Genomic DNA, 24,355 nt, shown 5'->3' on the forward strand with positions numbered 1-24,355 from the left:
GTAACCTCCTTAATCCCACGCGGTTACCGGTGTGGTCGCTACGGGTCTGGATTCAAGTTCCGGCAGCACCACCCAGATGCCTGCTGGCAGTACCGGAGCTTGCTCGGCCAGCGTCGGGTTGAGGCGCCACAGCGCCTCTTCAGCCAAATCATCACAACGTTCAAGCTCGCGGTAGAGCAACAGATTCACCGAGTCACCGGCCACCGTTCGTACCTTACGCATTGACGAATTCCTCCAACGTAATCGACCAATTGATCAACATCGCCGTGCCGTCATCAATCACATCGCTTTGGGTTTCCGTCACATCATTGATCCGCCATAAACCCCAGTTGCGGCCAATGCCATCGACCAACGGCAGCGGTACTCTCATTGCTTGCAAGGCGCGCAATTCATCGAGCCGGTCCATGGCCACCGCGTACATCGCCTTGCCGGTTATCGTCAGGCTTTGCAGGCCTTGACCGGTCTGGCTGGACTTGGGCTTGCTGGTCAGGATATCCACCTTCACCCAGCCGCCGTCCGACTTGCGCACCAGACCGCTGTAGGCGAAGTTGCGTGACAAGCCGAAAATGAAGCTTCCGAGTGCCATTTGCTGCCTCATCAAGCCACCCCGTCAGTCAGGGCCGTGTCACGTCGCACGGCGAGTTGATTAGTCGTTGTCATCAGTCCGAATTGCCCGGAAATATGCTGCACCACCAGGTTTGCCAGTTGAGCGGCGCTGGCTTGATCCTGACCATTGATATAAATGTTCGCGGTCAGTGCATTTTGCTGACTGGTGGCCTGGGTGTTGGTCAGGTCTTTACTGACCTGGTCCGGAGCGGCGAGTTTGTCGGCAGGCGCTGCGAGCTTTTCACCCAGCCAGGCACCTGACTCACTGCCCATCCAGCCGCCTACCAGCCCGCCAAGAACTCCACCGATGGCAGTACCCAACAGCGGAACGACACTGCCCAAGGCGGCACCCGCGGCCGCACCGGCCGAAGCCCCCGCCCAGCCACCGCCTGCAGCCCCAAGGCCTGCTCCCACCATCCGGGTGTTGCCGACAAGCAGACCCTCGGTCACATCAGCGACGGCGCTGACTCCTTTCAATGGACCGGGAAGCTTGCGGGGTATCGAACGCATTGAGGCAGTCAACCCGCCCCAGCGAGGAGTGCTCGCACGCGAGCCTCGCGGACTCACACGCACAGACGGACCATTTCTGGGTTCTGGACTCCTGTTTGTCTCGCTGGCATTCGGTTTGTCCGTCCGGCCTTTGTTTCTGAAATCGTCGGAAATCGCCTCACCCAATCGATCAGGGAGCCGTGCGGCCACCCCACCCAAGACTCGCTTGGCCATCCGATTGGTCAGCTCATCCGTTATGGCCTTGAATAGCGCCCCCACCAGCGGTTTGATCGCCGCTGCAACCAGCACAATGGCAGCGGTGGTTTTCGGGGAGGCTTCAGCCAATTCACTCAAGCCGTCCACCAGCGAACCAAGCGAGTGGAGCGAACTATCCGTCACGGGCGCCAGAGCATTACCCGTGGCCACCGACAGACGATCATTGCTTGCACTCAAGACGTTCCACTGGCCTTGCCGGGTTTTCGACAGTGCGAGTGCGTCTTGCCTTACCGAGCCCTTGTCACCCAGCTCCGACGTGGCGTACTGGGCTTTGTCCTTTACCTGCCAGAAGGCGCCATTCACATCGGTAAGGTTTTGCGCCATGTTCAGCGCGGGCTTATCACCATCGCCAAATAGCGTGGAGGCAAGCTTCGCGCGATTCTCGGCAGGTTGCGCGTTCAAGGCCGCAAGCACCGACATCACCGTGCCAGGCGCGGCGTCCTTGTCACGCAGGCCGCTCGCCACCGCTTTCGGCTCCAGCCCCAGCTGCTTCCAGGCCGCTTGCTCGGTTGCCGAGGCCTGATCACCCTTGCCCATGACCGTGGTGATGCTTTTTAGCGCTACGCCGGCATCAGCCTTTTGCGTACCGGTATTGAGCAATGCCGCCGTCAACGCTGCGGCTAGCGCAGGAGACAGGCCTGCCGCCGTAGCCGCAGCGCCGTCACGCTGCAAGACGGCACCGATATCGGCCGCTTTTGCACCATTGGGTATCTTGCCCAGATGGTTGGTTGCATCCGCCAAGTCAAAGGTTTCAGCACCGTTGAGCTTCATGGAGGTGCGCCAGCCGACCATCATCTCGGCGACATCCATGGCCGGCATTTTGAACGCCGACGCGGCGACGCCGGCGTCGCTGGCGAAGCGCTGCAACTCTAACTGTCGGTCGGATGCATTGGGCAGATCGCTAACGATTCCTGCCCTGGCCGCCAGACTTTCAATCTTCACCAAATCAACTGCCTTGGTCCCCCCGGCCGCCACCAGCGGAGCGCTGGCGATGTGCTGGGTTGACTGCACCATCTCTTCGCTCTGGCGCGGGGTAAATTGGGCTGCCTGCTTCAGATCGGCCATGGCCGAATCCATCGCTATCGCGGGTTTGAGCAGGTCCGGCGGTTCGATACCGCTACCCGGCTTGCCCGCACTCTTTTGCTCGCTGGCCGGCTCACTCTTGGCACCGGCGCCCATCGCCTGGGACAACAATCGCTGCGACGAAAGTTTCAAGGTCAACGACTCGATAGCCGTCGTCAGCAGACCGAGCTTGAGCCCGACGTTTTCCAGCGCCAGACCGAGGCCAGACATCTGATCCCTGGCGGACGTGCCCGTACCTTGTGCTGACGCAACACTCGTGGCTGCCGTAGTCAGGCTGGTATTACCGAACGCCAACCCGCTGTCGTTGAGGGCCGCGTATTTGAGCGAATATCTATCGTCCGCCATCCCGCTCTACTCCTGTTTCACGCCAAGGCGAGTGATCGCGATGTCGTAGCGGCGCAATGCCTTGCCAGCGTCCCACTCCAGAATTTCCGCCTCACTTACCGGGTAAATGAGCGGCACCACATCGAGGATTACTTCGATGTCGCGTTCCGAAAGAAGTCCGCCGGTTTGTTTAAAAAATCGTCGATGCGCACCTGCAGCTGGGTCCAGTCGGGCACGGTCAGCGAGGCCAGGTCGGGAAGCATCAGGCCGGTACAGTGAGCGGTGATGAACTCGGCGCGTTCCTTGGCCGTCTTCAGTTTTTTCATCGCCTTGGTGGCGCGCAGCACCGGCATTTCCAGGGTCAGCGAAGTCATGCTACGGCCTGCCACATTGAGCGGTTGCAGCAGTTGCACCTGATCGGGATCGTCGTCCGAAACTTCGTCAGCCTGCTGTAGAAAGTACGACGCCGGGCGGGTCGACATTTCGTGCACGTACTGCGCAATGCTTACGTAGTCCGGGCGTTTGAGCTGATCCAGTTCCTTGACCGACAGGCCGGTGGCCAATTTGGCCAGTTCGAAGAACTGATCGTCCTCATCCTCGCCGGCGCGGGCCAGCGCCTCTTTCTGCGCGGCGTAGTGCAGCGGCTTGAGTTGGATCTGCTCGATCTGCAACTCATCGTCACCGGTAATCGGCGACAACAGGACATGTTTAGGCGGCATCCAGGACATGAAATGATTCCTTGCTCATACAAAAAAGCCGTCCGCAGCAAGCCGGAAACCAGCAGGTGAAGACGGCGATACAGGAAGGTGTTGCGGTCGCTTAAGGCAACAGCACGGCGCGGCGTGCGTCGCCGAGAATGTCGACGCCGTTGAGCACGAACTTCTGGGTGCGCACGTCGATGTCGATCACCGGGATGCCGTTTTCCAGACGGTTGTAGGTGCGGCAGGACAGCTCGAGGGTGGTCTTGGGCTTCTCGTTCATTTTGAGAACGGCTTCCTCAAGAGATTTCAACTTGCCGCCGACGGTGTGGTAAGTGAACCAGGTGTTGCCATCCTGATCCTGGCCGGCTTCACGCACGTTCAGCAGAATGTCGTCGCCCAGCTTCACGCCCAGAGCAAGCATGATTTCCGGGCCGGCGCCTTGCAGAATCAGCTTGGAGGTCAGCGCTTTCCCGCTCTTGGCCATTTCCTCGCCGATAAAGCGGCCGCCGACCATGTTTTCCATCTCGAATTCGATCTTCGGCGGGGTAAATTCTTCCACGGTCGCCGACAACGGCAGGCCTTGCAGGGTGGCCGCGATGGCCTGTCTTACGCGGTTGGTAAACATTAGAGAACATCCTCCAGGAACTGCTCGATGATTTCATCGCGGGCGTTGAGTTGATAAACCATGTGTTCATTCGGCGCGTAGCGGCCGTAGTCGATGACGATGAACCAAGTGCCGTTTTTGTACTTCTCGACGCTGTTCAATTCCGGGTGCAGGTACACGCTGCCGCCAGGGATGGTTTCGTCGGCGACCAGGGTTTGCAGCCAGTCGTTGATGCGCTTGACCTCCTGATCCATGAACGACTTGGTCAGGTTCTTGGCCATGGCTTTCTGGCCGGCCTTGACCAGCTTGCGGCTGATCGCATCTTCCAGGCCGACGTAGCTGATGAACTTGCCGGTGATCGAGCGGTTACCCAGCAGCGAGAAGCCGCCAAGGACGGTCCGGGCGTAGTAGCTGATGCCGTAGCGGTTGAGCAGATCGCCCTCGGTCGAAGTGTCGAGGATGTTGTATTCCACGGTCCGCGAAACGTCTTCGGCGTAGGTCACCTGGTTGCCCGGGCTTTCCCATTGCTTGACCTTGGCGAGTGCCGCGATGGCCAGGCTCGACGGCGCCAGGAACACGTTTTTCTTCGCCGCCTTGGAGTACACCGCAGGCATGTTGTGTACGACGAGGCAGCGGTCGAAACCCAGATCCGCACCGCCCAGTTCCTTGCTGTAGGTCACCTGATCGGCGACCGAAGTGTCCTTGCCATCGAGTACCACACGGGCCTTGATGCGCTTGCCGAACGAGGCGAACTCACTGGCCACCGCTTTGGTGCCGGTAAAGCCCGGAGCACCGATGATGGTCAGGTCTTCAGGCACGCCGCTCAATGCGGCCAGGCCCAACTTGCGACCGGTCAGCGCTTCGTTGCCGCCGATGACGTTGTTCAGGGTGTCGGCCGGGGTCGCGCCCTCTTCGACGATGACCACATACACCGGCACCTTGACCACTTTCAGGATCTGGTAAACCGCCTGATACAGCGTGCCCGCCTCGGCGCCGGTCGGATCGAGCTGCGCGTGGGTGGTGAAGCTGTTGATGCGGAACGGGGTATTTTTCGGGATCAGCGGGTTGGCATTCGGCGCCGTGCCGACCAGACCGATGACGTTGTCACCGAGGCCACCCATGGCCTCGGGGGATTCGGTGGCATTGACGGTGATGCCGTTGTGCTCGAAGTTCAAAACCTCAGCCATGGTTATTCAGCCTTCTTGATGGTGGCCTTTTTGGCCGGGGTGGTTGGGGAGGCCTCGGCCTCGAGGACGCTGGTCAGCTCCAGACGGCCAGCGCTGCGCAACGCATTGGCCTCAACGTCGAGCAGTTCGAGCTGTTGGCCGACACTCGACCAATGGCCACCACCGGTGGGGAATGGGATGAGGACGGTGTATTTCTGACGATTGGACATTTACGAATTTCTCCAGACTCAACAACACAAAAGCCCCATTGCAGGGGCTTTGTGCGGGCGAAAAAAAAACCGCTTACGCGGTTGGGGATTCAGGTGCGATCAGGTAACGGATAGAGCGCCTTGATTTCGGCCACTTTATCGCGCCACGCTTTTTCCTTTTCAGGTGTTTCGTCGTATTGCCACTCAAGAAACAACGGATCAGCCTCAGCTACGTACAGGGCACGACGCGCAACCCCGACTGCCACCGACTTCGCTACGCGCTCAGCTTCAAGGCAGAGCTCATCGGCTCGGGCCTCACTGAATCCAAGCGCTACCAATGTGGGGCGATCAGTTGGCACATTGATCAGCGTCTCACCCGAGTCAAGCAATAGCTCTTTGATAAAACCGGTCATCTTTAAACCCCTTTTGCTGCATAGCGTTTATCGTTGTCAAACGTATAAGCCATTCTGTTTTCGGGATACGTTGTGCCCAACTCAGGCGCGGTAACTGCAAAAGGTTTTACCTTCCACGAAATCTCATATTCAGAAGTTACAGCTTGACTCAGTTCAACTTCAGCATCAGAACGACTGTACTTCACCGGCGCTTCAAAACTTTTTGTAATGATATAGGACAGTCCGCCACGCAAATAGCATCCCGACTCCTGCGGAGAGTTCACCAACGCACCGGAAACCTGATTAAGATAAATCGGTTTAACACCTGTTACCGGACGGACGTACGAAAGCATCCCAAACTCAACGCGCCGAACGGTTTCCCGATACGTTTGAGAAACCCGTTTTACTGCCAGAAAGTTTGCATCACCATTCCAGGGAATCCCACACCCCTCCATCTGCAAATTCAAGCCAGCCACGTGGACTTCAAAATTGTTGTTGAACGGATTTTTTTCACTGTCGAGACTGTAGTTCCTGGATATCAGAATCTCGGAGATTCCCTGCTCGTTGCCAGGCATTCGCCACCAAACCGGATAAAAAATATTAGTAGACAACCCGGTCAGATCAATAATCTGTGAGTAAGAGGCCCGCCCGTTAATATCCTTTGCCTGTACAGCGCCACGCCATGCAGTGAACTGACCTAATGCCGCGTCCATACGTGCATCGATCTTGCCGATCTGATCAGTCACCGTCTGGGTAAGTTTTTCACATGCATCTACAACCTTTGTGATAGTTGTTTCAATTCCCATAATCAACCCCTGGTAAAGTTTATCTTTTCAGCACCAGCGTTAAACGCCGCCACAAGTTAATGAAAGCCATAGTTCATATTCGCGTCCAGCATTGAAACGCGATCAGCAGATGCGCAAACTACTTAAAGCTAAAAATGGCACCGTCGAAGTTCGTCACATGCGGAACACTTATACCCTCCTATTTCGCTTCAAGATTCATAACCCGCAACATCAGATCAACATGGCGGGACATGTTGCCGATCGAGGCCGCAGCCATGATCGAGATCTCCTCAGCCAGCAACACATTGAGGTTTTCACTACCGACAACAATGGTCACGCTGTCCGCCGGCAATGGCGAAATATCGAGGGTGAATTTTTGCAATACACGAGCGGCGCTGGCCTTATACGTCAGCAGCTTTCCAGCGACCGAGTAAACCGCCAGCAACGTGCCGCTGGCGAGATAGAAGCCAAACTCGCCAATCTCGTATTCATCCGGACCGCTGAACAGCGCGGCCATCCGTAGCTGCCGGGAACCCAGGTCCTCGTAGTCAACAATCGCCACCCGTTGCCGCTCATCGCGAAGGGCCGTTTCCGAGCCATTCGGGTCATAGCGAGCGGTGCCCACACCGATGTGAGTAATCTCACCTTTCAAGCCTTGGTTTTTTGCCTGCAACACTTCATCCAGACCGGCGGAAGTGAAGCGAACCAAGCGCGTAATGTCTTCTGTCATAGCTGCGCCCTGAGGTCGTAATCGTTAATGGTGTAGCGCTGAGACACCCCAGCGCCTGTCAGTCGCATTCAGGCAGCGCCCCAAAAAGGAATAGTTCGCCATCGGAAAGCGGCGTGTGTGCGGCGCTGTGCATTGCAAGCCAAGCGTGCAGCCTCACTTCAGGCAATGCGCCCGGTTGACTGTCGTCGCTGATACTCAGCCCAGGATCAGCACCCGCAGCAACACGCAGGCCGCCGCTCGTCTCGTGAACGACGGTGATGGTTGCATCGTCTCGCTCGCTCTTCGCCGCATTGACGCGGCGTATCAAGCGATTGTGATCGCCACTCGACCAGCTTCGACCGATGATCGCCTGCACGTCGAAGGTGTAGGGGTTACCGAGAGGTCGCTGCTCGTACCAGGCAGAGATATTCGGTGTGAAACCCAGCGATTCGACGGCATGACTCAACGCTTTATTGGTTCCGGCCTGCCGCTGGATCTGCCAGGACAGTGAGACGGTCAAACGCTTTTCTGACTCGCTGGCGCCCGCGTCCCATTCGCTGACACCACGATCCGCGGCGAGATACGGCAAGAACGCCGACGGTGTCTTCACTGGATTCATCAATTCAGGGAACGGCAGAGCAATACGATCGAGCAATTGACCAAAACCGAGATCAAGCGCTTTTTCCAGCGGCGAGCTGTTCGCCGGCAACAGGCTCGGACGAGAAGCTTGATCACTCATAGCGTCAGCACCTCAACCTCGACGCCCGTGCAGTACGGTGCCTGGAAGGCCGTGGTCACGATAGGCTCCACTGGCTCAAGGATCTCCAGCTGTACCGCGCCGGCGGTATGTATCGTGTAATCGATCCAGCTCGGATCGACCCGCCCTTCCAGCCGATGGCACGCATCGGCATATGCCTGCAACTGCTGCTCAGCGGCCACCTTGGTCAGACCCGAATCCGGTCCGGCGTTGATCTTCGCGACCACCCGAATCTTGTAGCGTTTGATTTCGGCGGCCTGCACCGTGACGAGATCCGTTTCGGGCCTCACGTCAGGGCGGGCAAAGTGCCGGCGAACCCCGTCCAGCAGGTCCGCAGACGGCGTGCCGTCAGCCTCTCGCGACAGCACGGTAACCCTCACCTCGCCAGGCGCTGTTCGGCGCCCGTTGCCATCCTTGACCTGCGCCGCGTAGCCATCCGGATCAAAGCTGTAGGTCACCGTCACCACACCCGGGGCCGTGGTGTCGACCTTCACTGCGGGCCGTTCGCCGAGGGTGAACACCTCGCGGCGATACTGCATCCGCGAACCCGCTGCCGGTGCATGCGGCGCCAGGTAGTAACGCAGCCGGGCATCGTCGTCGCTTTCATAAGTGGGTGGGATCGGCGGGAATGCCGTCGGGTCTCCCGGGTTCAGCACCTGACGCTCAAGACCCATGTCCGCGAGGCGGGCGTCGAGGTTGCTGCCGGTCGCCCACCACGCGAGCATCTGCTTGATGCGGGCGTTGTATTTGCGTTCGTGGGTTTGCAGCCGCACACAAAAGGCCTCAAGGGCCAGGGTCAGCAGCTCGCTTTCGTTGTCGAGGCTGACTTGCAGTTTGGCGGCAGTTTCCGGTGAACGGGCGGCCACGTAGTCGACGACAAACGCCTTGAATTCTGCGAGCAGCGCCTCGAACGCCTCGACCGTGACAATCGCCGGCTCAGCCAACTGGTTTTGACCGGGTATCAGCATGCTCATGTCACGACCTCGAATGTCTGTTTGCGGTTTTTCCAGGTGCCGGCGAAGCGCAACAACAGCCCCGCCCCTCGACGACTGGCGACGATGACCTCAGGCTGAAAATCATCGATACCGTTTGCCTTGTTGTAAAACGCCTGTGCTGCGTGGCTCTGCGCAAGGATCAACATGTCGTCGCCAACGTTCTGCCCCAGCAAATCGGGCACCAGCGATCCATACAGCGGACGCTTTTGACGAGTGCCCAGCGGGGTGGTCAGTGCGCGGGTTGCGCGCTGCACAAACTGCAGCCAGTCGTCGACCGCTGCTCCGGTATTTCTATCGACTCCAATCATGGGAAGTCCCTTATGCCGTACTGATGACTCGTCCCTGGTGATCCACCAAAGGGCCGAGGAAGTGAACGCCAGAGGCGTCGAGCAGCACGCCGACTGCGCCCAGCTTCAGCTCGATGGCCTCAGGGGTCAGCGCCAGCCGGGCCGGGCCGACAGTCAACTCGACCGACTCACGCGAGCCCTTGAACGTCGTCTGTCCATTGGTCCAGCTCAGGACATGGCTTGCATCGTCGTAGCTGCTTTCGGTGCCGTCCTTGTGTCGACGACGTGTCAGCGTGGCCACGGTCGAAACCGGCGGGAACCGGTTGCTGTTGAGGCCGAACAAGGCGACCGATTGCCCGGCGCTATCGCCGCCGCCATAGTTCAGCAGCAAGCACTGCTCACCCTCGGAAGGAATGCGCGATTCACTCTGTTCGCCAGCACTCGGGTTGAAGAACCTGATCGCCGGCGTCAGCAGATCCCCATGGCTGACCTTGCAGGTGTTGCTGGCGGCATCGACCTCTACACACACGCCGATGCGACAGAAGCTGTCGGCACGCCGGTGCAGGTCTTCGAACTCGGTCTCCATCTCAGCCAAACGCTCAATGATCGGACCGAGCTGCATACGTAGAAGAGCGTCAAACATGGGCCACTCCTTGAGTGCTTGTTAAACAAGCGTTGTGTATTGATCCGGATCGTCGATGTTCGAGACTTGCGAGGTGAACGCGAACTTTGGCGTCCCCGTTGGCTCATCGAGCAACGGCGGACCGAAGTACAACGTCTGGGAAAACGAAACCGTCCATGCGTCGTACACCTGCTCACCGCTGGTGAACGTCGACGGCACTGCCTCGATGCTCATCGGCAGGTCGCATTGCCCTCCCGATACGCCCCAACGGTTATCCGTGACGATGTCCTTCAGTGCGCTGGCGAGATTGCAGGCCTCAAACCCTGAATGCCCGCTCTTCCCGGCGACCACGCCTTGCAGCGAGATCGTCAGGACATGAGCGATACGCCCGTCGTTGGCGCGGGTGCCCGCGGCATCGCGCTGAATCGCGATCAGGACCCAGGCATCATCGACAACCCCATCGAAATCCTGATATCCCCCAACCTTCAGGCCTGGATAAATCGGCCGAAGTGCCTCACCGATAGCGAGAATCAGCTCCGAGGGTTTATTGATAACGCTTGGAGACATAAAGCGGTTTCCTGTTCAAGTGTCACAGTGTCAGTTGTTGAGTTAAGGGAAATTACCGCCGATGACCTGCATCCTTGCAGGTCGGGGTCGTTGTCTACGCCCCCCGTCAGCCAGTCCATTGGACTTGTTCAGCGGTGACCTCTTTGCTGCCAGTACCATTAGCGGTCCTGGCTGGAATCACGCGGCGCCATTTCATCGATACCAATCCGCTTCGCCGCCCAGCGCTCGTAAAGTCCGATAGCGACGTCGGCACCGGCCATCGCGGTAAGGCAACCGAAAGCGCCGGCGGTCCAGATCGACACGCCAGCGGCATACAGCAGCATGATGGTCGAGACCCCGCAGACCATGCAGGCCCCGGAGCGCAGCACCAGACGCCGCAACAGTGGCCAGCCGCGAGCGCCCTCCTTGTCGGCGCGCCACATTTCGCCGGACACCCCGCCGACCACCGCCAGAGCGATGACCAGCCAGATAGGCATGTCCGCCAACGCTTGCTGCTCGTTTGTCATGTCACGCCTCCTGCGTTGATAAATAGGTGATGGGTTTGTGTGTTGTTCAAACGCTGTCTCTTGATGTGCCTGACGGTAGGTAGGCATTCCAAAAAGCCCGGTCGCCCGGGCTTTTCAGTAATACGGTCCTTCCGATCTTTCGGCGCTACTGGCGCGGTACGGATCCATTCAAATTGTTCCTCCGACCGCGACCCTGTCCGCCGGATAACTGCTTACGGTGCTTTACGCTGCACACCCGGGTCAGTTGCCAACCCTCTGAACCGTTGAGGCCGGTTCATCGCTGCCTTTGCTGTGGAACTAAAGAGCTTCGTTGCGAGCCGTTGTTGAGCGGCTTGAGACAAAGAATATGCATGGATGCATATACAGTCAATGCATAAATGCATTTATTTACGCATCAGAAATGCACTGACGCATGAAAGCCCCGTAAACAAAGGGTGGGATGGTTTTCGTCGGGCGAAAAAAAACCCGCTTGATAGCGGGTTTTGTCTGACAGCTAAGCGTTAGCGGGCGTACATGCCCCACCAGAAGACATGGCCGAGGATGACGATCTGCTCTTCCTGGATTTCCTGGAAGGTGTAGTCCTCATCCGGGTGTTCATCGCGATTGAAGCTGCGCAGACGAATACCGGTTGGCAGACGATAGAGCTGCTTCACCCGCAGCTGGCCGTTATGGTTGATGGCATACAAATCACCATCAACGATATCGCCAATCCCGGACTTGCCGGCATTGACCCCAACCGTGGCGCCGTCGCGCAGCACCGGCAACATGCTGTTGCCGCGCACGGTCACGCATTTGGCCTGGTCGAACTGCACACCGTTATGCCGCAAACTGCGCTTGCCGAAGCGCAAGCTTGAGCGCTCGCTTTCTTCGATGACGAATCTTCCTGATCCAGCAGCCAATTCAACCTCGCGAAGAAAGGGGACCGAGACCTCGTCGTCATCGACGGGGGTATCGTCATCCCACAGACTTATGTCCTTGAGTTCCGAATGCGACTCTTCGCGTGCAGGCGCATTGGCCGACGCAACATCGGCGCGGCCACGCAACTGGTCAGTGCTCACACGGAAGTACTCGGCGATCTTCGAGATGTGTTTATCCGAAGGATCGACGATCTTCCCGCTGAGAATCCGCGAGAGGGTAGATTGAGGCACGCCGGTGCGACGGTGAAGCTCCGTGGGGGAGATCCCGTGCTGATCGAGCAGTGCTCTTAAGACGGTAGAAACATTGCGTTTTTGCATAACGCGCATAGTGCTTGTTCTTATCGAAGATGACAAATGCTGTTTTGCATAACAAGTGCATAAATCGCAGAGTTGTGCATCGGGCCTTTCATCCCTGCGTAGGTCGGACTGCCCATGGTAACCTTGCGCCCATCGCGGAAAAGCCGGGCTGATGTCCCTCTTTTGCCCCACCCCTTTCAACGAATTCGCCTGATTACCTGATGAATAAAGCACTCTCCGATCTGTCTTCCCACACTCCGATGATGCAGCAGTACTGGCGTCTGAAGAACCAGCACCCTGACCAGTTGATGTTCTACCGCATGGGTGACTTCTACGAGATCTTCTATGAAGACGCGAAGAAGGCCGCCAAGTTGCTGGACATCACCCTGACTGCCCGTGGGCAATCGGCCGGGCAGGCGATTCCGATGTGCGGGATTCCTTACCACGCGGCGGAAGGTTACCTGGCGAAACTGGTCAAGCTCGGTGAGTCGGTGGTGATCTGTGAACAGGTCGGCGACCCGGCGACCAGCAAAGGTCCGGTAGACCGTCAGGTTGTACGGATCATCACCCCCGGCACCGTCAGCGATGAAGCGCTGCTGGATGAGCGCCGCGACAACCTGATTGCCGCGGTGCTGGGTGACGAGCGCCTGTTTGGTCTGGCCGTGCTGGACATCACCAGCGGCAACTTCAGCGTGCTGGAGATCAAAGGCTGGGAAAACCTGCTGGCGGAGCTGGAGCGGGTCAATCCGGTCGAGCTGATGATTCCGGACGATTGGCCAAAAGACTTGCCGGCGGAGAAGCGCCGTGGCGTTCGTCGTCGCGCACCGTGGGATTTCGAGCGTGATTCGGCGCTGAAAAGTCTTTGCCAGCAATTTTCCACCCAGGACCTCAAAGGTTTCGGCTGCGAGAACCTGACCCTGGCGATCGGTGCCGCCGGTTGCCTGTTGAGCTACGCCAAGGAAACCCAACGCACCGCCCTGCCGCATTTGCGCAGCCTGCGTCATGAGCGTCTGGACGATACCGTGGTGCTGGACGGTGCGAGCCGTCGCAACCTGGAGCTGGACACCAACCTGGCGGGTGGCCGCGAGAACACCCTGCAATCGGTGGTCGACCGTTGCCAGACTGCCATGGGCAGCCGCTTGCTGACCCGTTGGCTGAATCGCCCACTGCGCGACTTGAGCGTGCTGCTGGCACGCCAGACCTCGATCACCTGCCTGCTCGACGGTTACCGCTTCGAGAAACTGCAACCGCAGTTGAAAGAGATCGGTGACATCGAGCGAATTCTGGCGCGTATCGGCCTGCGTAACGCTCGCCCGCGTGACCTGGCTCGCCTGCGCGACGCTCTCGGTGCCCTGCCAGAACTGCAAGTGGCGATGACCGAGCTTGAGGCGCCACACCTTCACCAACTGGCGGTGACTACCAGCACCTATCCCGAGCTGGCCGCCCTGCTGGAAAAAGCCATCATCGACAACCCGCCGGCGGTGATCCGCGACGGCGGCGTGTTGAAAACCGGTTACGACGTCGAACTCGACGAGCTGCAATCGCTGAGCGAAAACGCCGGACAATTCCTGATCGACCTCGAAGCCCGCGAGAAGGCTCGCACCGGCCTGGCCAACCTGAAAGTCGGCTACAACCGGATTCACGGTTACTTCATCGAGCTGCCAAGCAAGCAAGCCGAGCAGGCACCGGCCGATTACATCCGCCGCCAGACCCTCAAGGGTGCCGAGCGTTTCATCACGCCAGAACTCAAAGCCTTCGAAGACAAGGCCCTGTCAGCCAAGAGCCGCGCGCTGGCCCGCGAGAAGATGCTTTACGAAGCCCTGCTCGAAGACCTGATCAGCCAACTGCCACCGCTGCAGGACACTGCCGCGGCGCTGGCCGAGCTGGATGTCTTGAGCAACCTGGCCGAGCGTGCGCTGAACCTTGACCTGAACTGCCCACGGTTCGTCAGCGAGCCGTGCATGCGCATCAGCCAGGGCCGTCACCCGGTGGTTGAACAAGTATTGACCACGCCGTTCGTGGCCAACGACCTGAGCCTGGACGACAGCACGCGGATGCTGGTGATTACCGGCCCGAACATGGGCGGTAAATCCACTTACATGCGGCAAACCGCGCTGATCGTGCTGCTGGCGCATATCGGTAGCTTCGTGCCTGCCGCCAGCTGCGAATTGTCGCTGGTGGACCGGATTTTCACCCGGATCGGCTCCAGTGATGACCTGGCCGGTGGCCGTTCGACCTTCATGGTCGAGATGAGCGAAACCGCGAACATCCTGCACAACGCTACCGAACGCAGCCTGGTGCTGATGGACGAAGTCGGTCGCGGCACCAGCACCTTCGACGGTCTGTCGCTGGCTTGGGCTGCGGCCGAGCGTCTGGCTCAGCTGCGCGCTTATACGTTGTTCGCCACCCATTACTTCGAGCTGACGGTACTGCCGGAAAGCCAGCCGCTGGTGGCCAACGTCCACCTCAATGCCACCGAGCACAACGAGCGCATCGTATTCCTCCATCACGTACTGCCTGGCCCTGCCAGCCAGAGCTACGGATTGGCGGTTGCACAGCTGGCCGGCGTTCCCACCGAGGTGATTGTGCGGGCTCGCGAGCATCTGGGGCGACTGGAAGCCACGGCACTGCCTCACGAAACGGCGCAGCCAAGCAAAGGCAAACCGGCCGCACCGCAGCAGAGCGATATGTTCGCCAGCCTGCCGCATCCAGTGCTCGATGAACTTGCCAAGCTTAATCTGGATGACATAACCCCCCGTAGGGCGCTCGAAATGCTCTATACATTAAAGACACGGATCTAACGCACTGGCCTGCAAGCTGTTAGAATCTCGCGCGGTTTGGGATGCTGCAGGCAAATAGCCTGGTCTGCAGACTATCGCTCCCAAACCTGGCGACCCCACCGTGAAGGGGCGCAGCACGCCGCCGCCTGAGGAGAGAATTAGAATGACCTTCGTCGTCACCGACAACTGCATCAAGTGCAAGTACACCGACTGCGTAGAAGTGTGTCCGGTGGACTGCTTTTACGAAGGCCCGAACTTCCTGGTGATTCACCCGGATGAGTGCATCGACTGCGCCCTGTGCGAGCCGGAATGCCCTGCTGTGGCCATCTTCTCTGAAGACGAAGTCCCGAGTGAGATGCAAGAATTCATTCAGCTGAACGTTGAACTGGCCGAGATCTGGCCCAACATCACTGAGAAGAAAGATCCGCTGCCAGACGCGGCAGAGTTTGATGGCGTTAAAGGCAAGATCAAAGACCTCGCTCGCTGATCATTGTCGCGCTCTTGAAAAGGCCCCTTGCGGGCCTTTTTGCGTTTCAGGGGGTGCGATCCTTTTCTGCGGGCAAAAAAAGGGGCGGTATGACCCGCCCACATTTTTTCCCTATTCCTTGTGTTCCTTTTCATCGTCCTGATGAATCACGTCCTTGCGATGTTCCTTGACCATCATCCTTGATGGCTGTGTCTATCCGTCGACACAGGGCTGATATTAAAGAGTTCCCCGGTAAGAGCAATCACCTGCCACGGGTAAGCCCGAATGAAACGACATGTTTATCTATGAAAAATATTGTTATAAATCAATAATTTACATAATTAAGCCAACAAAGATAGACGACCACTACCCGGTAGAAAAACCGAACACTTACGAAAGAGTAAGCCATGGCTTACGTTAACCTGCGAAAGCGTCCGAATAGCTCTTACGAAGCTTAAACAGCCTACCAATCGGCGAATAACAAAAAGCCCCGAAACAGACGGGGCTTATTGTTATCAGGTGAACGCGCTCCTGCTACTGGAACAGCGACTCACTCGACAGGCCATTCTTCTCAAGGATTTCACGCAGACGTTTCAGACCTTCAACCTGAATCTGTCTGACCCGCTCACGGGTCAGGCCAATCTCCAGGCCTACGTCTTCCAGCGTACTGCTCTCGTGGCCGCGCAGGCCGAAGCGGCGGATCACCACTTCGCGCTGTTTGTCCGTCAGCTCCGAGAGCCACTGATCGATGCTCTGCGACAGGTCATCATCCTGAAGCAGCTCACAAGGATCGGTAGGGCGGTCATCCGTAAGGGTGTCCAGCAGGGTTTTATCCGAATCCGGACCCAGCGAGACGTCGACCGAAGAAACCCGCTCGTTCAGGCCCAGCATGCGCTTGACCTCTCCTACCGGTTTTTCCAGCAGGTTGGCGATTTCTTCGGGTGAGGGTTCATGATCGAGCTTTTGCGTCAGCTCCCGTGCCGCACGAAGGTAGACGTTGAGCTCTTTCACCACATGAATCGGCAGCCGGATGGTCCGGGTCTGATTCATGATTGCACGCTCGATGGTCTGGCGTATCCACCAGGTCGCGTAGGTCGAAAAACGGAAGCCGCGCTCTGGGTCGAACTTTTCCACTGCCCGGATCAGGCCGAGGTTGCCCTCCTCGATCAGGTCGAGCAGCGACAGTCCACGATTGACATAGCGTCGGGCGATTTTCACCACCAGTCGCAGGTTGCTTTCAATCATGCGTTTGCGCCCAGCCGGATCGCCACTTTGCGACAGTCGCGCAAAATGAACTTCTTCTTCCGGTGACAACAAGGGGGAAAAGCCGATTTCGTTGAGGTACAACTGGGTAGCATCGAGCGCTCGGGTGTAGTCGATGTACTTATGCTGCTTGAGTGTTGCGGAGTGCCTGGATTTGGAGCGAACTGAAGGCGTAGCTGATCCTTCATTCGACATCTCATCCGATGCGACGTCGGTCTCCATCAGGAGAACCTCATCGTCGATGTCAAACTCCGGCACTTCTTTACTGAGAGCCATTGTTATAGTCCTTTGGTGAGTTCGACCTCAAGCTCAAGCGACGCCTTTATCCTTGGCAACGCTGGAGCCTGTTCCCTCTACGTGACGGAACAGGCTGGTAACAAATCAACGACGTGGCAGGAATTGCAGCGGATCTACAGGTTTACCTTGTCGGCGAATCTCAAAATGCAGTTTCACCCGGTCTGTACCCGTGGACCCCATTTCGGCAATTGTCTGTCCGACTTTGACCTGCTGCCCCTCCCGAACCAACAGCCTGCGGTTGTGACCGTAGGCACTGACGTAGGTATCGCTGTGTTTGATGATGACCAATTCGCCGTAGCCCCGCAAGCCACTCCCGGCATAAACCACGGTCCCATCAGACGCAGCTAAAACAGGCTGTCCCAAATCCCCGGCGATATCAATTCCTTTATTCAAACTACCGTTTGAAGAGAATTTTCCAATCAAAATGCCGTTGGATGGCCATCCCCAGCCTGTCGGCGCGGGCCCTGCAGGCGGCAATGGCGCAGGTGTCGGCTTGTTTGCGACGGACGGCGCAGCCGTCTGTTTCGCGGTGGTCGCACCCGAGGCTGGACCCCGGGTTACGGTAAATTTGCTCGAAGGAGAAGCGGTTGTTCCGGACGGGGTCACCACCTCTGTCGGCGTTGAACCGGAACGTCCGTCGAAGCGAATCGTCTGACCTGGATGGATTGTGTAAGGCGTAGGAATGTTGTTGCGTGCCGCCAGGGCCTTGTAGTCCCAGCCGTAGCGAAACGCGATCGAGAACAGGGTATCGCCGCGACGGACCACGTATTGGCCGGTGGTTACTGCGGGGCGTTGGGCCGCCGCATTATTACGATCGACCACTCGCACATCGCCTGAACGCGTGCTGGAGCAACCGACCAACAAGGAACTCAAGACAAGGCCAGTCACCAGGCGCTGAAAGCTTGTTGTACCGATACGCTGCGCAATGACTGTGAGACTCACCCGCCGCTCCCTTTGTGGTGGTTGAAAATAAAAATCGCCGTATTCAGGCATGAAATGTCGCAAGTATAACTGGCCGTCCGGGCTTTACCGTCGGCAAAACAAAATCGACACGCGCGCACGTTTGCTTATCGCTGTTCAATCGCGTTTAACCGATCAATGCCGCTGTAAGACCAAGGTAATCAAATAGAATTCAGCGTCGTTAAATAAATGCTTAAGCCAGTGGCCCATGGAGCAACGGTACAAAGCGCACCCCCCCCAAAACACGCCTGGAAAAGCCTTGTTCTTCACGGATGATCAACATCAATTGCTGAACCTCCCCTGAACCAACCGGAATCACCAGCCGCCCACCCGGCGCTAATTGATCGAGCAACGCCTGAGGTACATCGGTCGCCACCGCAGTGACGATAATGCCGTTGTACGGTGCCAGCGCTGGCCAGCCTTCCCAACCGTCGCCCCACCGAAATACCACGTTGCGCGTGTTCAACTCGACCAGGCGCTCCTTGGCACGATCCTGCAGGACCTTGATGCGCTCGACGGAAAACACCCGCTCGACCAATTGCGACAACACCGCTGTCTGGTAACCGGACCCGGTGCCGATCTCCAGCACTTTATCCAGAGGACCGGCCTCCAGCAGCAGCTCGCTCATGCGAGCCACCATATAAGGCTGAGAAATGGTCTGGTTATGGCCAATCGGTAATGCCGTGTCTTCGTAGGCACGGTGCGCCAGGGCTTCATCGACAAACAGATGACGCGGTGTCCGCCGAATGACCTCCAACACCTGGGCGTTGGACAGGCCTTCCTCATATAAGCGCTGGATCAGCCGTTCGCGCGTGCGCTGGGAGGTCATCCCGATACCACGACGCAGGATATCGTCTTGCTCACGAGCCATCAGCGCAGCCCCTCCAGCCAGCCATCAAGACTTTTGAAGGCATCATTGAAGGTACGATCGAGTTGCAGCGGGGTGATCGAGACATAACCCTGCATTACCGCATGGAAATCCGTACCAGGCCCGCCATCTTCCACATCGCCGGCCGCGGCAATCCAATAGCCGGATTTGCCACGCGGATCGACCACTTGAATCGGCGCGGCAGCGCGGGCACGGTGACCCAGGCGAGTCAGCTGGATACCTCGAATATGTTCCAGAGGCAGATTCGGAATGTTCACGTTCAGCACCGTGCGCGGTGGCAAATCAAGGTCGGCATAAGCCTCCACCAGCTTGCGCGCAAAGTAGGCCGCCGTCGGCAGGTTTTCCACTTGCCGCGATACCAGCGAAAAGGCAAACGACGGCAGCGTGAGGAAACGCCCTTCGAGCGCCGCCGCAACCGTGCCGGAATACAGCACATCGTCGCCCAGGTTGGCTCCCATGTTGATCCCGGAAACCACCATATCCGGCTCGCGCTCCAGCAAACCGTTGAGGCCCAGGTGCACGCAGTCGGTCGGCGTGCCATTAAGGCTGATAAAGCCATTGGCCAGGGTTTGCGGGTGCAACGGACGGTCAAGCGTCAGCGAACTGCTGGCGCCGCTTTTGTCCTGGTCAGGGGCAATAACCACGCACTCGGTGTAATCCGCCAGCGCAGCATGAAGCGCGGCAAGACCGGGCGCTGTTACCCCATCGTCGTTAGAAATCAGAATACGCATGAGCTGTCCGTCTGCCCCACCGGCACCAGATCGACGAGTTCACGCACCAATACGGTGGCGAAGCATCCGGCCGGAAGGACGAATTCCAGTTGCAGAATGTCCAGCGAGGGATAATGCCACGTCAACCCGCCAATGGGCAGCCGCAGGATGCGACGTTCATGGCTCATTCCAGCGTTTATCAACCAATCGCGCAGATCCGCTTCACCTGCCGCGACCCGCTGCTCCAGTTCATGAGTCGCACCAGTCGCGGGGGACTCGCCCTCGCCCCACAGCGGCCCGGTCGGGTGCAGGTCGAGGATTGCCAGGCGCGGATCGCTGCATTCGGCCTCACCTGCCGGGAAGAAGCTGCGGCTGTCGGTGAACGCCAGCAGGTCACCGACCTGGGCGCGCTGCCAGCTGCCGTCGGCAACTCGCGCCGCCAATACCTGATTGAACAGAAAGCTGCGTGCGGTAGAGAGCAGGCGTGAACGCACGTTGCGCTGCTCCGGCAAGGCTTTACGTGCCGCCCAGTCACGGGCATCCACCACGTTGCCGCCATTGTGGCCGAAACGCTGCGCGCCGAAGTAGTTGGGAATGCCTTGTTTGGCGATCAATTGCAGACGCGCGTCAATCGCGTCCTTGTCGCCAGCAAACTGGGTCAAGCGCAAGGTAAAGCCATTGGCCGAATGCGCACCGCGCTGCAGCTTGCGTTTATGGCGTGCGGTCTTGAGGATTTTCAGTGTGTCGTTTTCTGCCGCGGACAAGTCAGGATCGGCCTTGCCCGGCAATTGCACGCTGAACCACTGGCGGGTCAGTGCCTGGCGATCTTTCAAGCCGGCATAACTGACGGTGCGCAACGGCACGCCGGCAGCCTTGGCAATCCGCCGGGCCGCCTCTTCAGTGTTCAAGCCGCGTTTTTCCACCCAGATCCACAGGTGTTCGCCTTCGCCGGTCAGCGGGATATCGAGGACTTCATCGACCTGAAAATCTTCCGCGATGGCTTTCAATACGGCAGTGCCGAGGGCTTCACCGTAAGCGCGCGGGCCGAGCAATTGCAGTTCATTCATGCGCGCAGCAACAAGGCAACGGAGTGCACGGCGATGCCTTCTTCGCGACCGACAAAGCCGAGCTTTTCGGTGGTGGTAGCTTTCACGTTCACTTGATCCAACTCAACTTGAAGATCCGCGGCGATCAGCGCACGCATCGATTCGATATGCGGGGCCATTTTCGGCGCCTGGGCAACGATGGTGTTATCGACATTACCGACCTTCCAGCCCTTGGCGTGGATCAGCGCGACAACGTGACGCAACAGTACGCGGCTGTCAGCACCTTTGAATTGCGGGTCGGTGTCTGGAAAGTGTTTACCGATATCGCCCAGCGCCGCTGCGCCGAGCAAGGCATCGCTCAATGAATGCAGCAAGACGTCGCCGTCGGAATGGGCAAGCAGCCCGAAACCGTGTGCAATTCGCACGCCGCCCAGAGTGATGAAATCGCCTTCAGCGAAACGGTGCACATCATAGCCGTGGCCAATACGCATAAAAAAACGCCCCGATTTAGTCAGGGCGTGATTCTACCTGCTTTAGGCGCCTAGAGCGTGTGCGTGATGTCGCAAGTGTTCATCAATAAAGCTGGCGATAAAGAAATAGCTGTGGTCGTAGCCCGGTTGCAGACGCAAGGTCAGCGGATGGCCGGCCAGTTTCGCCGCCTGCTGCAGTGCTTCGGGTTTGAGCTGAGTGGCGAGGAAGTCATCCCGATCACCCTGATCCACCAGCAGCGGGAGTTTTTCGCTGGCCTCGCTGATCAGCACGCAGGCATCCCATTCGCGCCACTTCGAACGCTCTTCGCCCAAGTAGCGCGAAAACGCCTTCTGACCCCAAGGGCAATCCATTGGATTGTTGATAGGCGCGAAGGCCGACACCGACTGATACCGCCCAGGGTTGCGCAAGGCACAGACCAGTGCGCCGTGCCCGCCCATGGAGTGGCCGCTGACGCCACGTTTGTCCGAGGCCGGAAAATGCGCTTCGACCAACGCAGGCAATTCCTGCACCACATAGTCGTGCATCCGATAGTGCTTGGCCCAGGGTTCCTGCGTGGCGTTCAGATAGAACCCGGCACCGAGGCCGAAATCCCATGCGCCATCCGGGTCGCCCGGAACATCGGCACCTCGCGGACTAGTGTCCGGCGCGACGATGATCAACCCCAGCTCGGCCGCCATGCGCATCGCGCCGGCCTTGTGCATGAAGTTTTCGTCGGTGCAGGTCAATCCCGACAACCAGTACAACACCGGCAGCTTACCGCCCTGCTCCGCTTGCGGCGGCAAGTACACGGCAAACACCATGTCGCAGCCCAGCACTTCGGAATGATGCTTGTAGCGTTTATGCCAGCCACCGAAACTCTTCTGGCATGAGAGATTTTCCAGACTCATGACCGACCTCAGAAATGGATGACAGAGCGGATGCTTTTGCCTTCATGCATCAAGTCGAATGCCTTGTTGATGTCTTCCAGGCCCATGGTGTGGGTGATGAACGTGTCCAATGGGATTTCGCCGCTCTGGGCCATTTCCACGTAGCTTGGCAACTCGGTGCGACCGCGCACGCCGCCAAATGCCGAACCGCGCCAGACGCGACCGGTCACCAGTTGGAACGGACGAGTGGAGATCTCCTGGCCAGCACCGGCAACGCCGATGATCACCGACTCACCCCAACCTTTATGGCAGCACTCCAGTGCCGCACGCATCAGTTGTACATTGCCGATGCACTCGAAGGAGAAGTCGACGCCGCCGTCAGTCATGTCGACGATCACGTCCTGAATCGGACGGTCGAAATCTTTCGGGTTCACACAGTCGGTAGCGCCCAACTGCTTGGCGATTTCGAACTTGGCCGGGTTGATGTCGATGGCAATGATTCGCCCAGCCTTGGCCTTGACCGCACCGATGACCGCTGACAGACCAATGCCGCCCAGGCCGAAGATGGCCACGGTGTCGCCCGGCTTGACCTTGGCAGTGTTGATGACCGCGCCGATACCGGTGGTGACGCCGCAGCCCAGCAGGCAGACTTTTTCCAGTGGTGCTTCTTTAGGAATCTTCGCGACGGAGATTTCCGGCAACACGGTGTATTCGGAAAAGGTCGAAGTACCCATGTAGTGGAAAATCGGCTGGCCTTTGTAGGAGAAACGCGTAGTGCCGTCCGGCATCAGGCCTTTGCCCTGAGTCGCACGAATGGCCTGGCAGAGGTTGGTCTTGCCCGACTTGCAGAATTTGCACTGGCCGCATTCCGGGGTGTACAGCGGAATCACGTGATCGCCGACCGCGACCGAAGTCACGCCTTCGCCGATAGCTTCGACAATCGCGCCACCTTCGTGGCCGAGGATCGACGGGAAGATGCCTTCCGGGTCAGCGCCCGACAGGGTGTAGGCGTCGGTATGGCAAACACCGGAGGCGACCACACGCAACAGGACTTCACCCGCCTTGGGCATGGCGACATCGACTTCAACGATCTCAAGGGGTTTCTTGGCCTCGAAGGCAACGGCAGCGCGCGACTTGATCATCCTGTCTCTCCAGCGAATAAAAACGAGACAACGAGTGTAAAACACCACCAGACGATTAATAATCCAGCCGAAAGCAAAACATTATTGCTGCACAGGGATAATCCTCATGTCCGAGAACCGCTGGGAAGGTATCGATGAATTCGTCGCCGTCGCCGAATGCAACCAGTTCACGGCTGCCGCCGAACGCCTCGGGGTTTCGTCCTCGCACATCAGTCGACAAATCGTACGCCTTGAAGAGCGCCTGCAAACCCGCCTGCTTTACCGCAGTACCCGTCGGGTGACGCTGACCGAAGCCGGGCAGACTTTCCTGCAACACTGCCAACGCTTGCAAGACGGACGCGAAGAAGCCTTGCGCGCCGTCGGCGACCTGACCAGCGAACCCAAAGGCATGCTGCGCATGACCTGTGCAGTGGCGTACGGCGAACGTTTCATCGTTCCGCTGGTGACCAGCTTCATGGGGCTTTACCCACAATTGCGGGTCGATATCGAGCTGAGCAACCGCCCGCTCGACCTGGTGCACGAGGGCCTGGACCTGGCAATCCGGCTCGGCCGCCTGCAAGACTCACGGCTAGTGGCCACGCGCCTGGCGCCACGACGTATGTACTTGTGCGCATCACCGTCCTATCTGGAACGGTATGGCCGACCGCATAGTTTGTCCGAGCTGAGTCGACACAACTGCCTGATCGGCAGCTCGGATATCTGGCAACTGGAACAGGACGGCAGAGAATTTTCCCAGCGAGTACAAGGCAATTGGCGCTGTAACAGCGGGCAAGCGGTGCTGGACGCAGCACTACAAGGTGTCGGGTTGTGTCAGCTGCCGGACTATTACGTGCTGGAGCACCTGAACAATGGCGCACTGGTGTCGTTGCTGGATGCCCATCAACCACCGAACACCGCCGTCTGGGCACTGTATCCGCAGCAACGGCATCTATCGCCGAAAGTGCGCAAACTGGTGGAGTATCTAAAGGAAGGGTTGGCCAAACGGCCGGAATACCAGGTTTGATCAAAAGACCGCAGCAGTACCAAAGATAACCAACGGCACGCCCCTCCACCACTCAACAGGCCGAGCGTTAGCTCGCCTGCCGCTGTTGATCTTGATCCACCCGCCCCTATCGGGAGGCCGAGCGCAGGTGTTCATCAGGGGGTGGGCGC

The 24,355-nt window shown here is 58.4% G+C and carries 28 protein-coding genes; 3 read left to right on the plus strand and 25 right to left on the minus strand.

From position 1 onward, the window contains the following. Window positions 1-9: 9 nt before the first annotated feature. From AC1RJ3_RS04830 to AC1RJ3_RS04910, 17 genes are all read right to left on the minus strand, one after another. A complete protein-coding gene (locus AC1RJ3_RS04830; RefSeq protein ID WP_054595948.1) occupies window positions 10-222 on the minus strand; it encodes a tail protein X in 213 nt (70 codons plus the stop codon). Beyond that, the gene (locus AC1RJ3_RS04835; protein WP_054595947.1) at window positions 215-598 is read right to left on the minus strand and encodes a phage tail protein; all 384 of its coding nucleotides are present in this window, start codon (window positions 596-598) and stop codon (window positions 215-217) included. Before AC1RJ3_RS04835 ends, AC1RJ3_RS04830 begins: the two co-directional genes overlap by 8 nt. Further along, window positions 598-2,799, minus strand: coding sequence for a phage tail tape measure protein (locus AC1RJ3_RS04840; RefSeq protein ID WP_493077702.1), 2,202 nt, complete (start codon window positions 2,797-2,799; stop codon window positions 598-600). Before AC1RJ3_RS04840 ends, AC1RJ3_RS04835 begins: the two co-directional genes overlap by 1 nt. Window positions 2,800-2,927: 128 nt before the next feature. Continuing rightward, window positions 2,928-3,506: a phage tail assembly protein gene (locus tag AC1RJ3_RS04845; protein WP_347929099.1), complete on the minus strand. Its 579-nt coding sequence runs from the start codon at window positions 3,504-3,506 to the stop codon at window positions 2,928-2,930. Window positions 3,507-3,597: 91 nt separating this feature from the next. Continuing rightward, on the minus strand, window positions 3,598-4,104 hold the full coding sequence (locus AC1RJ3_RS04850) for a phage major tail tube protein (protein WP_347929098.1): 507 nt from the start codon (window positions 4,102-4,104) through the stop codon (window positions 3,598-3,600). Then, the gene (locus AC1RJ3_RS04855; RefSeq protein WP_347929097.1) at window positions 4,104-5,270 is read right to left on the minus strand and encodes a phage tail sheath protein; all 1,167 of its coding nucleotides are present in this window, start codon (window positions 5,268-5,270) and stop codon (window positions 4,104-4,106) included. Before AC1RJ3_RS04855 ends, AC1RJ3_RS04850 begins: the two co-directional genes overlap by 1 nt. 2 nt (window positions 5,271-5,272) lie before the next feature. Next, window positions 5,273-5,479, minus strand: coding sequence for a hypothetical protein (locus AC1RJ3_RS04860; RefSeq protein ID WP_347929096.1), 207 nt, complete (start codon window positions 5,477-5,479; stop codon window positions 5,273-5,275). An 89-nt stretch (window positions 5,480-5,568) separates the two neighbouring features. Then, complete coding sequence (locus tag AC1RJ3_RS04865) at window positions 5,569-5,871, minus strand: hypothetical protein (RefSeq protein ID WP_493077705.1); 303 nt, start codon at window positions 5,869-5,871, stop codon at window positions 5,569-5,571. Window positions 5,872-5,873: 2 nt separating this feature from the next. After that, window positions 5,874-6,656, minus strand: coding sequence for a hypothetical protein (locus tag AC1RJ3_RS04870; protein ID WP_054598256.1), 783 nt, complete (start codon window positions 6,654-6,656; stop codon window positions 5,874-5,876). A 178-nt stretch (window positions 6,657-6,834) separates the two neighbouring features. Continuing rightward, on the minus strand, window positions 6,835-7,365 hold the full coding sequence (locus AC1RJ3_RS04875) for a hypothetical protein (RefSeq protein ID WP_493077706.1): 531 nt from the start codon (window positions 7,363-7,365) through the stop codon (window positions 6,835-6,837). Window positions 7,366-7,423: 58 nt separating this feature from the next. Next, window positions 7,424-8,083, minus strand: coding sequence for a phage tail protein I (locus AC1RJ3_RS04880; RefSeq protein ID WP_493077707.1), 660 nt, complete (start codon window positions 8,081-8,083; stop codon window positions 7,424-7,426). After that, window positions 8,080-9,075, minus strand: coding sequence for a baseplate J/gp47 family protein (locus AC1RJ3_RS04885; protein ID WP_493077709.1), 996 nt, complete (start codon window positions 9,073-9,075; stop codon window positions 8,080-8,082). Before AC1RJ3_RS04885 ends, AC1RJ3_RS04880 begins: the two co-directional genes overlap by 4 nt. Continuing rightward, window positions 9,072-9,404 (minus strand): hypothetical protein, encoded by a 333-nt coding sequence (locus tag AC1RJ3_RS04890; protein WP_054595937.1) that lies wholly within the window; start codon window positions 9,402-9,404, stop codon window positions 9,072-9,074. Before AC1RJ3_RS04890 ends, AC1RJ3_RS04885 begins: the two co-directional genes overlap by 4 nt. 10 nt (window positions 9,405-9,414) lie before the next feature. After that, on the minus strand, window positions 9,415-10,026 hold the full coding sequence (locus AC1RJ3_RS04895) for a phage baseplate assembly protein V (RefSeq protein ID WP_347929091.1): 612 nt from the start codon (window positions 10,024-10,026) through the stop codon (window positions 9,415-9,417). A 21-nt stretch (window positions 10,027-10,047) separates the two neighbouring features. Further along, window positions 10,048-10,572 (minus strand): hypothetical protein, encoded by a 525-nt coding sequence (locus AC1RJ3_RS04900; protein ID WP_103315503.1) that lies wholly within the window; start codon window positions 10,570-10,572, stop codon window positions 10,048-10,050. Between the two features lie 158 nt (window positions 10,573-10,730). After that, a complete protein-coding gene (locus tag AC1RJ3_RS04905; protein ID WP_493077712.1) occupies window positions 10,731-11,078 on the minus strand; it encodes a phage holin family protein in 348 nt (115 codons plus the stop codon). 500 nt (window positions 11,079-11,578) lie between these two features. Continuing rightward, window positions 11,579-12,313: an XRE family transcriptional regulator gene (locus tag AC1RJ3_RS04910; protein ID WP_054598255.1), complete on the minus strand. Its 735-nt coding sequence runs from the start codon at window positions 12,311-12,313 to the stop codon at window positions 11,579-11,581. A 200-nt stretch (window positions 12,314-12,513) separates the two neighbouring features. Between AC1RJ3_RS04910 and mutS the strand changes: the two genes are divergently transcribed. Together mutS and fdxA are read left to right on the plus strand one after the other, a co-directional pair. Beyond that, the gene (gene mutS / locus AC1RJ3_RS04915) at window positions 12,514-15,093 is read left to right on the plus strand and encodes a DNA mismatch repair protein MutS (RefSeq protein ID WP_493077714.1); all 2,580 of its coding nucleotides are present in this window, start codon (window positions 12,514-12,516) and stop codon (window positions 15,091-15,093) included. 142 nt (window positions 15,094-15,235) lie between these two features. Further along, the gene (gene fdxA / locus AC1RJ3_RS04920) at window positions 15,236-15,559 is read left to right on the plus strand and encodes a ferredoxin FdxA (protein WP_019692115.1); all 324 of its coding nucleotides are present in this window, start codon (window positions 15,236-15,238) and stop codon (window positions 15,557-15,559) included. Between the two features lie 513 nt (window positions 15,560-16,072). Here fdxA and rpoS read toward each other — a convergent pair. The 8 genes from rpoS to AC1RJ3_RS04960 form a co-directional block, all read right to left on the minus strand. Next, window positions 16,073-17,077 carry an RNA polymerase sigma factor RpoS gene (rpoS, locus tag AC1RJ3_RS04925; RefSeq protein WP_054595931.1) on the minus strand — a complete coding sequence of 335 codons (1,005 nt, stop codon included), beginning with the start codon at window positions 17,075-17,077 and terminating at the stop codon, window positions 16,073-16,075. A 105-nt stretch (window positions 17,078-17,182) separates the two neighbouring features. Continuing rightward, window positions 17,183-18,040, minus strand: coding sequence for a peptidoglycan DD-metalloendopeptidase family protein (locus AC1RJ3_RS04930; protein ID WP_054595930.1), 858 nt, complete (start codon window positions 18,038-18,040; stop codon window positions 17,183-17,185). Between the two features lie 211 nt (window positions 18,041-18,251). Continuing rightward, a complete protein-coding gene (locus AC1RJ3_RS04935; RefSeq protein WP_173859967.1) occupies window positions 18,252-18,887 on the minus strand; it encodes a protein-L-isoaspartate(D-aspartate) O-methyltransferase in 636 nt (211 codons plus the stop codon). A gap of 41 nt (window positions 18,888-18,928) precedes the next feature. Beyond that, a complete protein-coding gene (gene surE / locus AC1RJ3_RS04940) occupies window positions 18,929-19,678 on the minus strand; it encodes a 5'/3'-nucleotidase SurE (RefSeq protein WP_054595928.1) in 750 nt (249 codons plus the stop codon). Next, window positions 19,666-20,724: a tRNA pseudouridine(13) synthase TruD gene (truD, locus tag AC1RJ3_RS04945; RefSeq protein WP_054595927.1), complete on the minus strand. Its 1,059-nt coding sequence runs from the start codon at window positions 20,722-20,724 to the stop codon at window positions 19,666-19,668. The genes surE and truD overlap by 13 nt, the downstream gene beginning before the upstream one ends. Further along, window positions 20,721-21,194, minus strand: coding sequence for a 2-C-methyl-D-erythritol 2,4-cyclodiphosphate synthase (ispF, locus tag AC1RJ3_RS04950; RefSeq protein ID WP_054595926.1), 474 nt, complete (start codon window positions 21,192-21,194; stop codon window positions 20,721-20,723). Before ispF ends, truD begins: the two co-directional genes overlap by 4 nt. Before the next feature lie 42 nt (window positions 21,195-21,236). Further along, window positions 21,237-22,082, minus strand: a complete 846-nt coding sequence (gene fghA / locus AC1RJ3_RS04955; RefSeq protein WP_019692108.1) for an S-formylglutathione hydrolase — start codon at window positions 22,080-22,082, stop codon at window positions 21,237-21,239. A gap of 8 nt (window positions 22,083-22,090) precedes the next feature. After that, window positions 22,091-23,203, minus strand: coding sequence for an S-(hydroxymethyl)glutathione dehydrogenase/class III alcohol dehydrogenase (locus AC1RJ3_RS04960; protein WP_054595925.1), 1,113 nt, complete (start codon window positions 23,201-23,203; stop codon window positions 22,091-22,093). Between the two features lie 106 nt (window positions 23,204-23,309). Between AC1RJ3_RS04960 and AC1RJ3_RS04965 the strand changes: the two genes are divergently transcribed. Beyond that, entirely contained in the window at window positions 23,310-24,206 is an 897-nt protein-coding gene (locus AC1RJ3_RS04965; RefSeq protein WP_493077719.1) for a LysR substrate-binding domain-containing protein, read from the plus strand. The last annotated feature ends 149 nt before the right edge of the window (window positions 24,207-24,355 follow it).

This window comes from Pseudomonas sp. GW822-FHT04C11 (genome assembly GCF_058800905.1).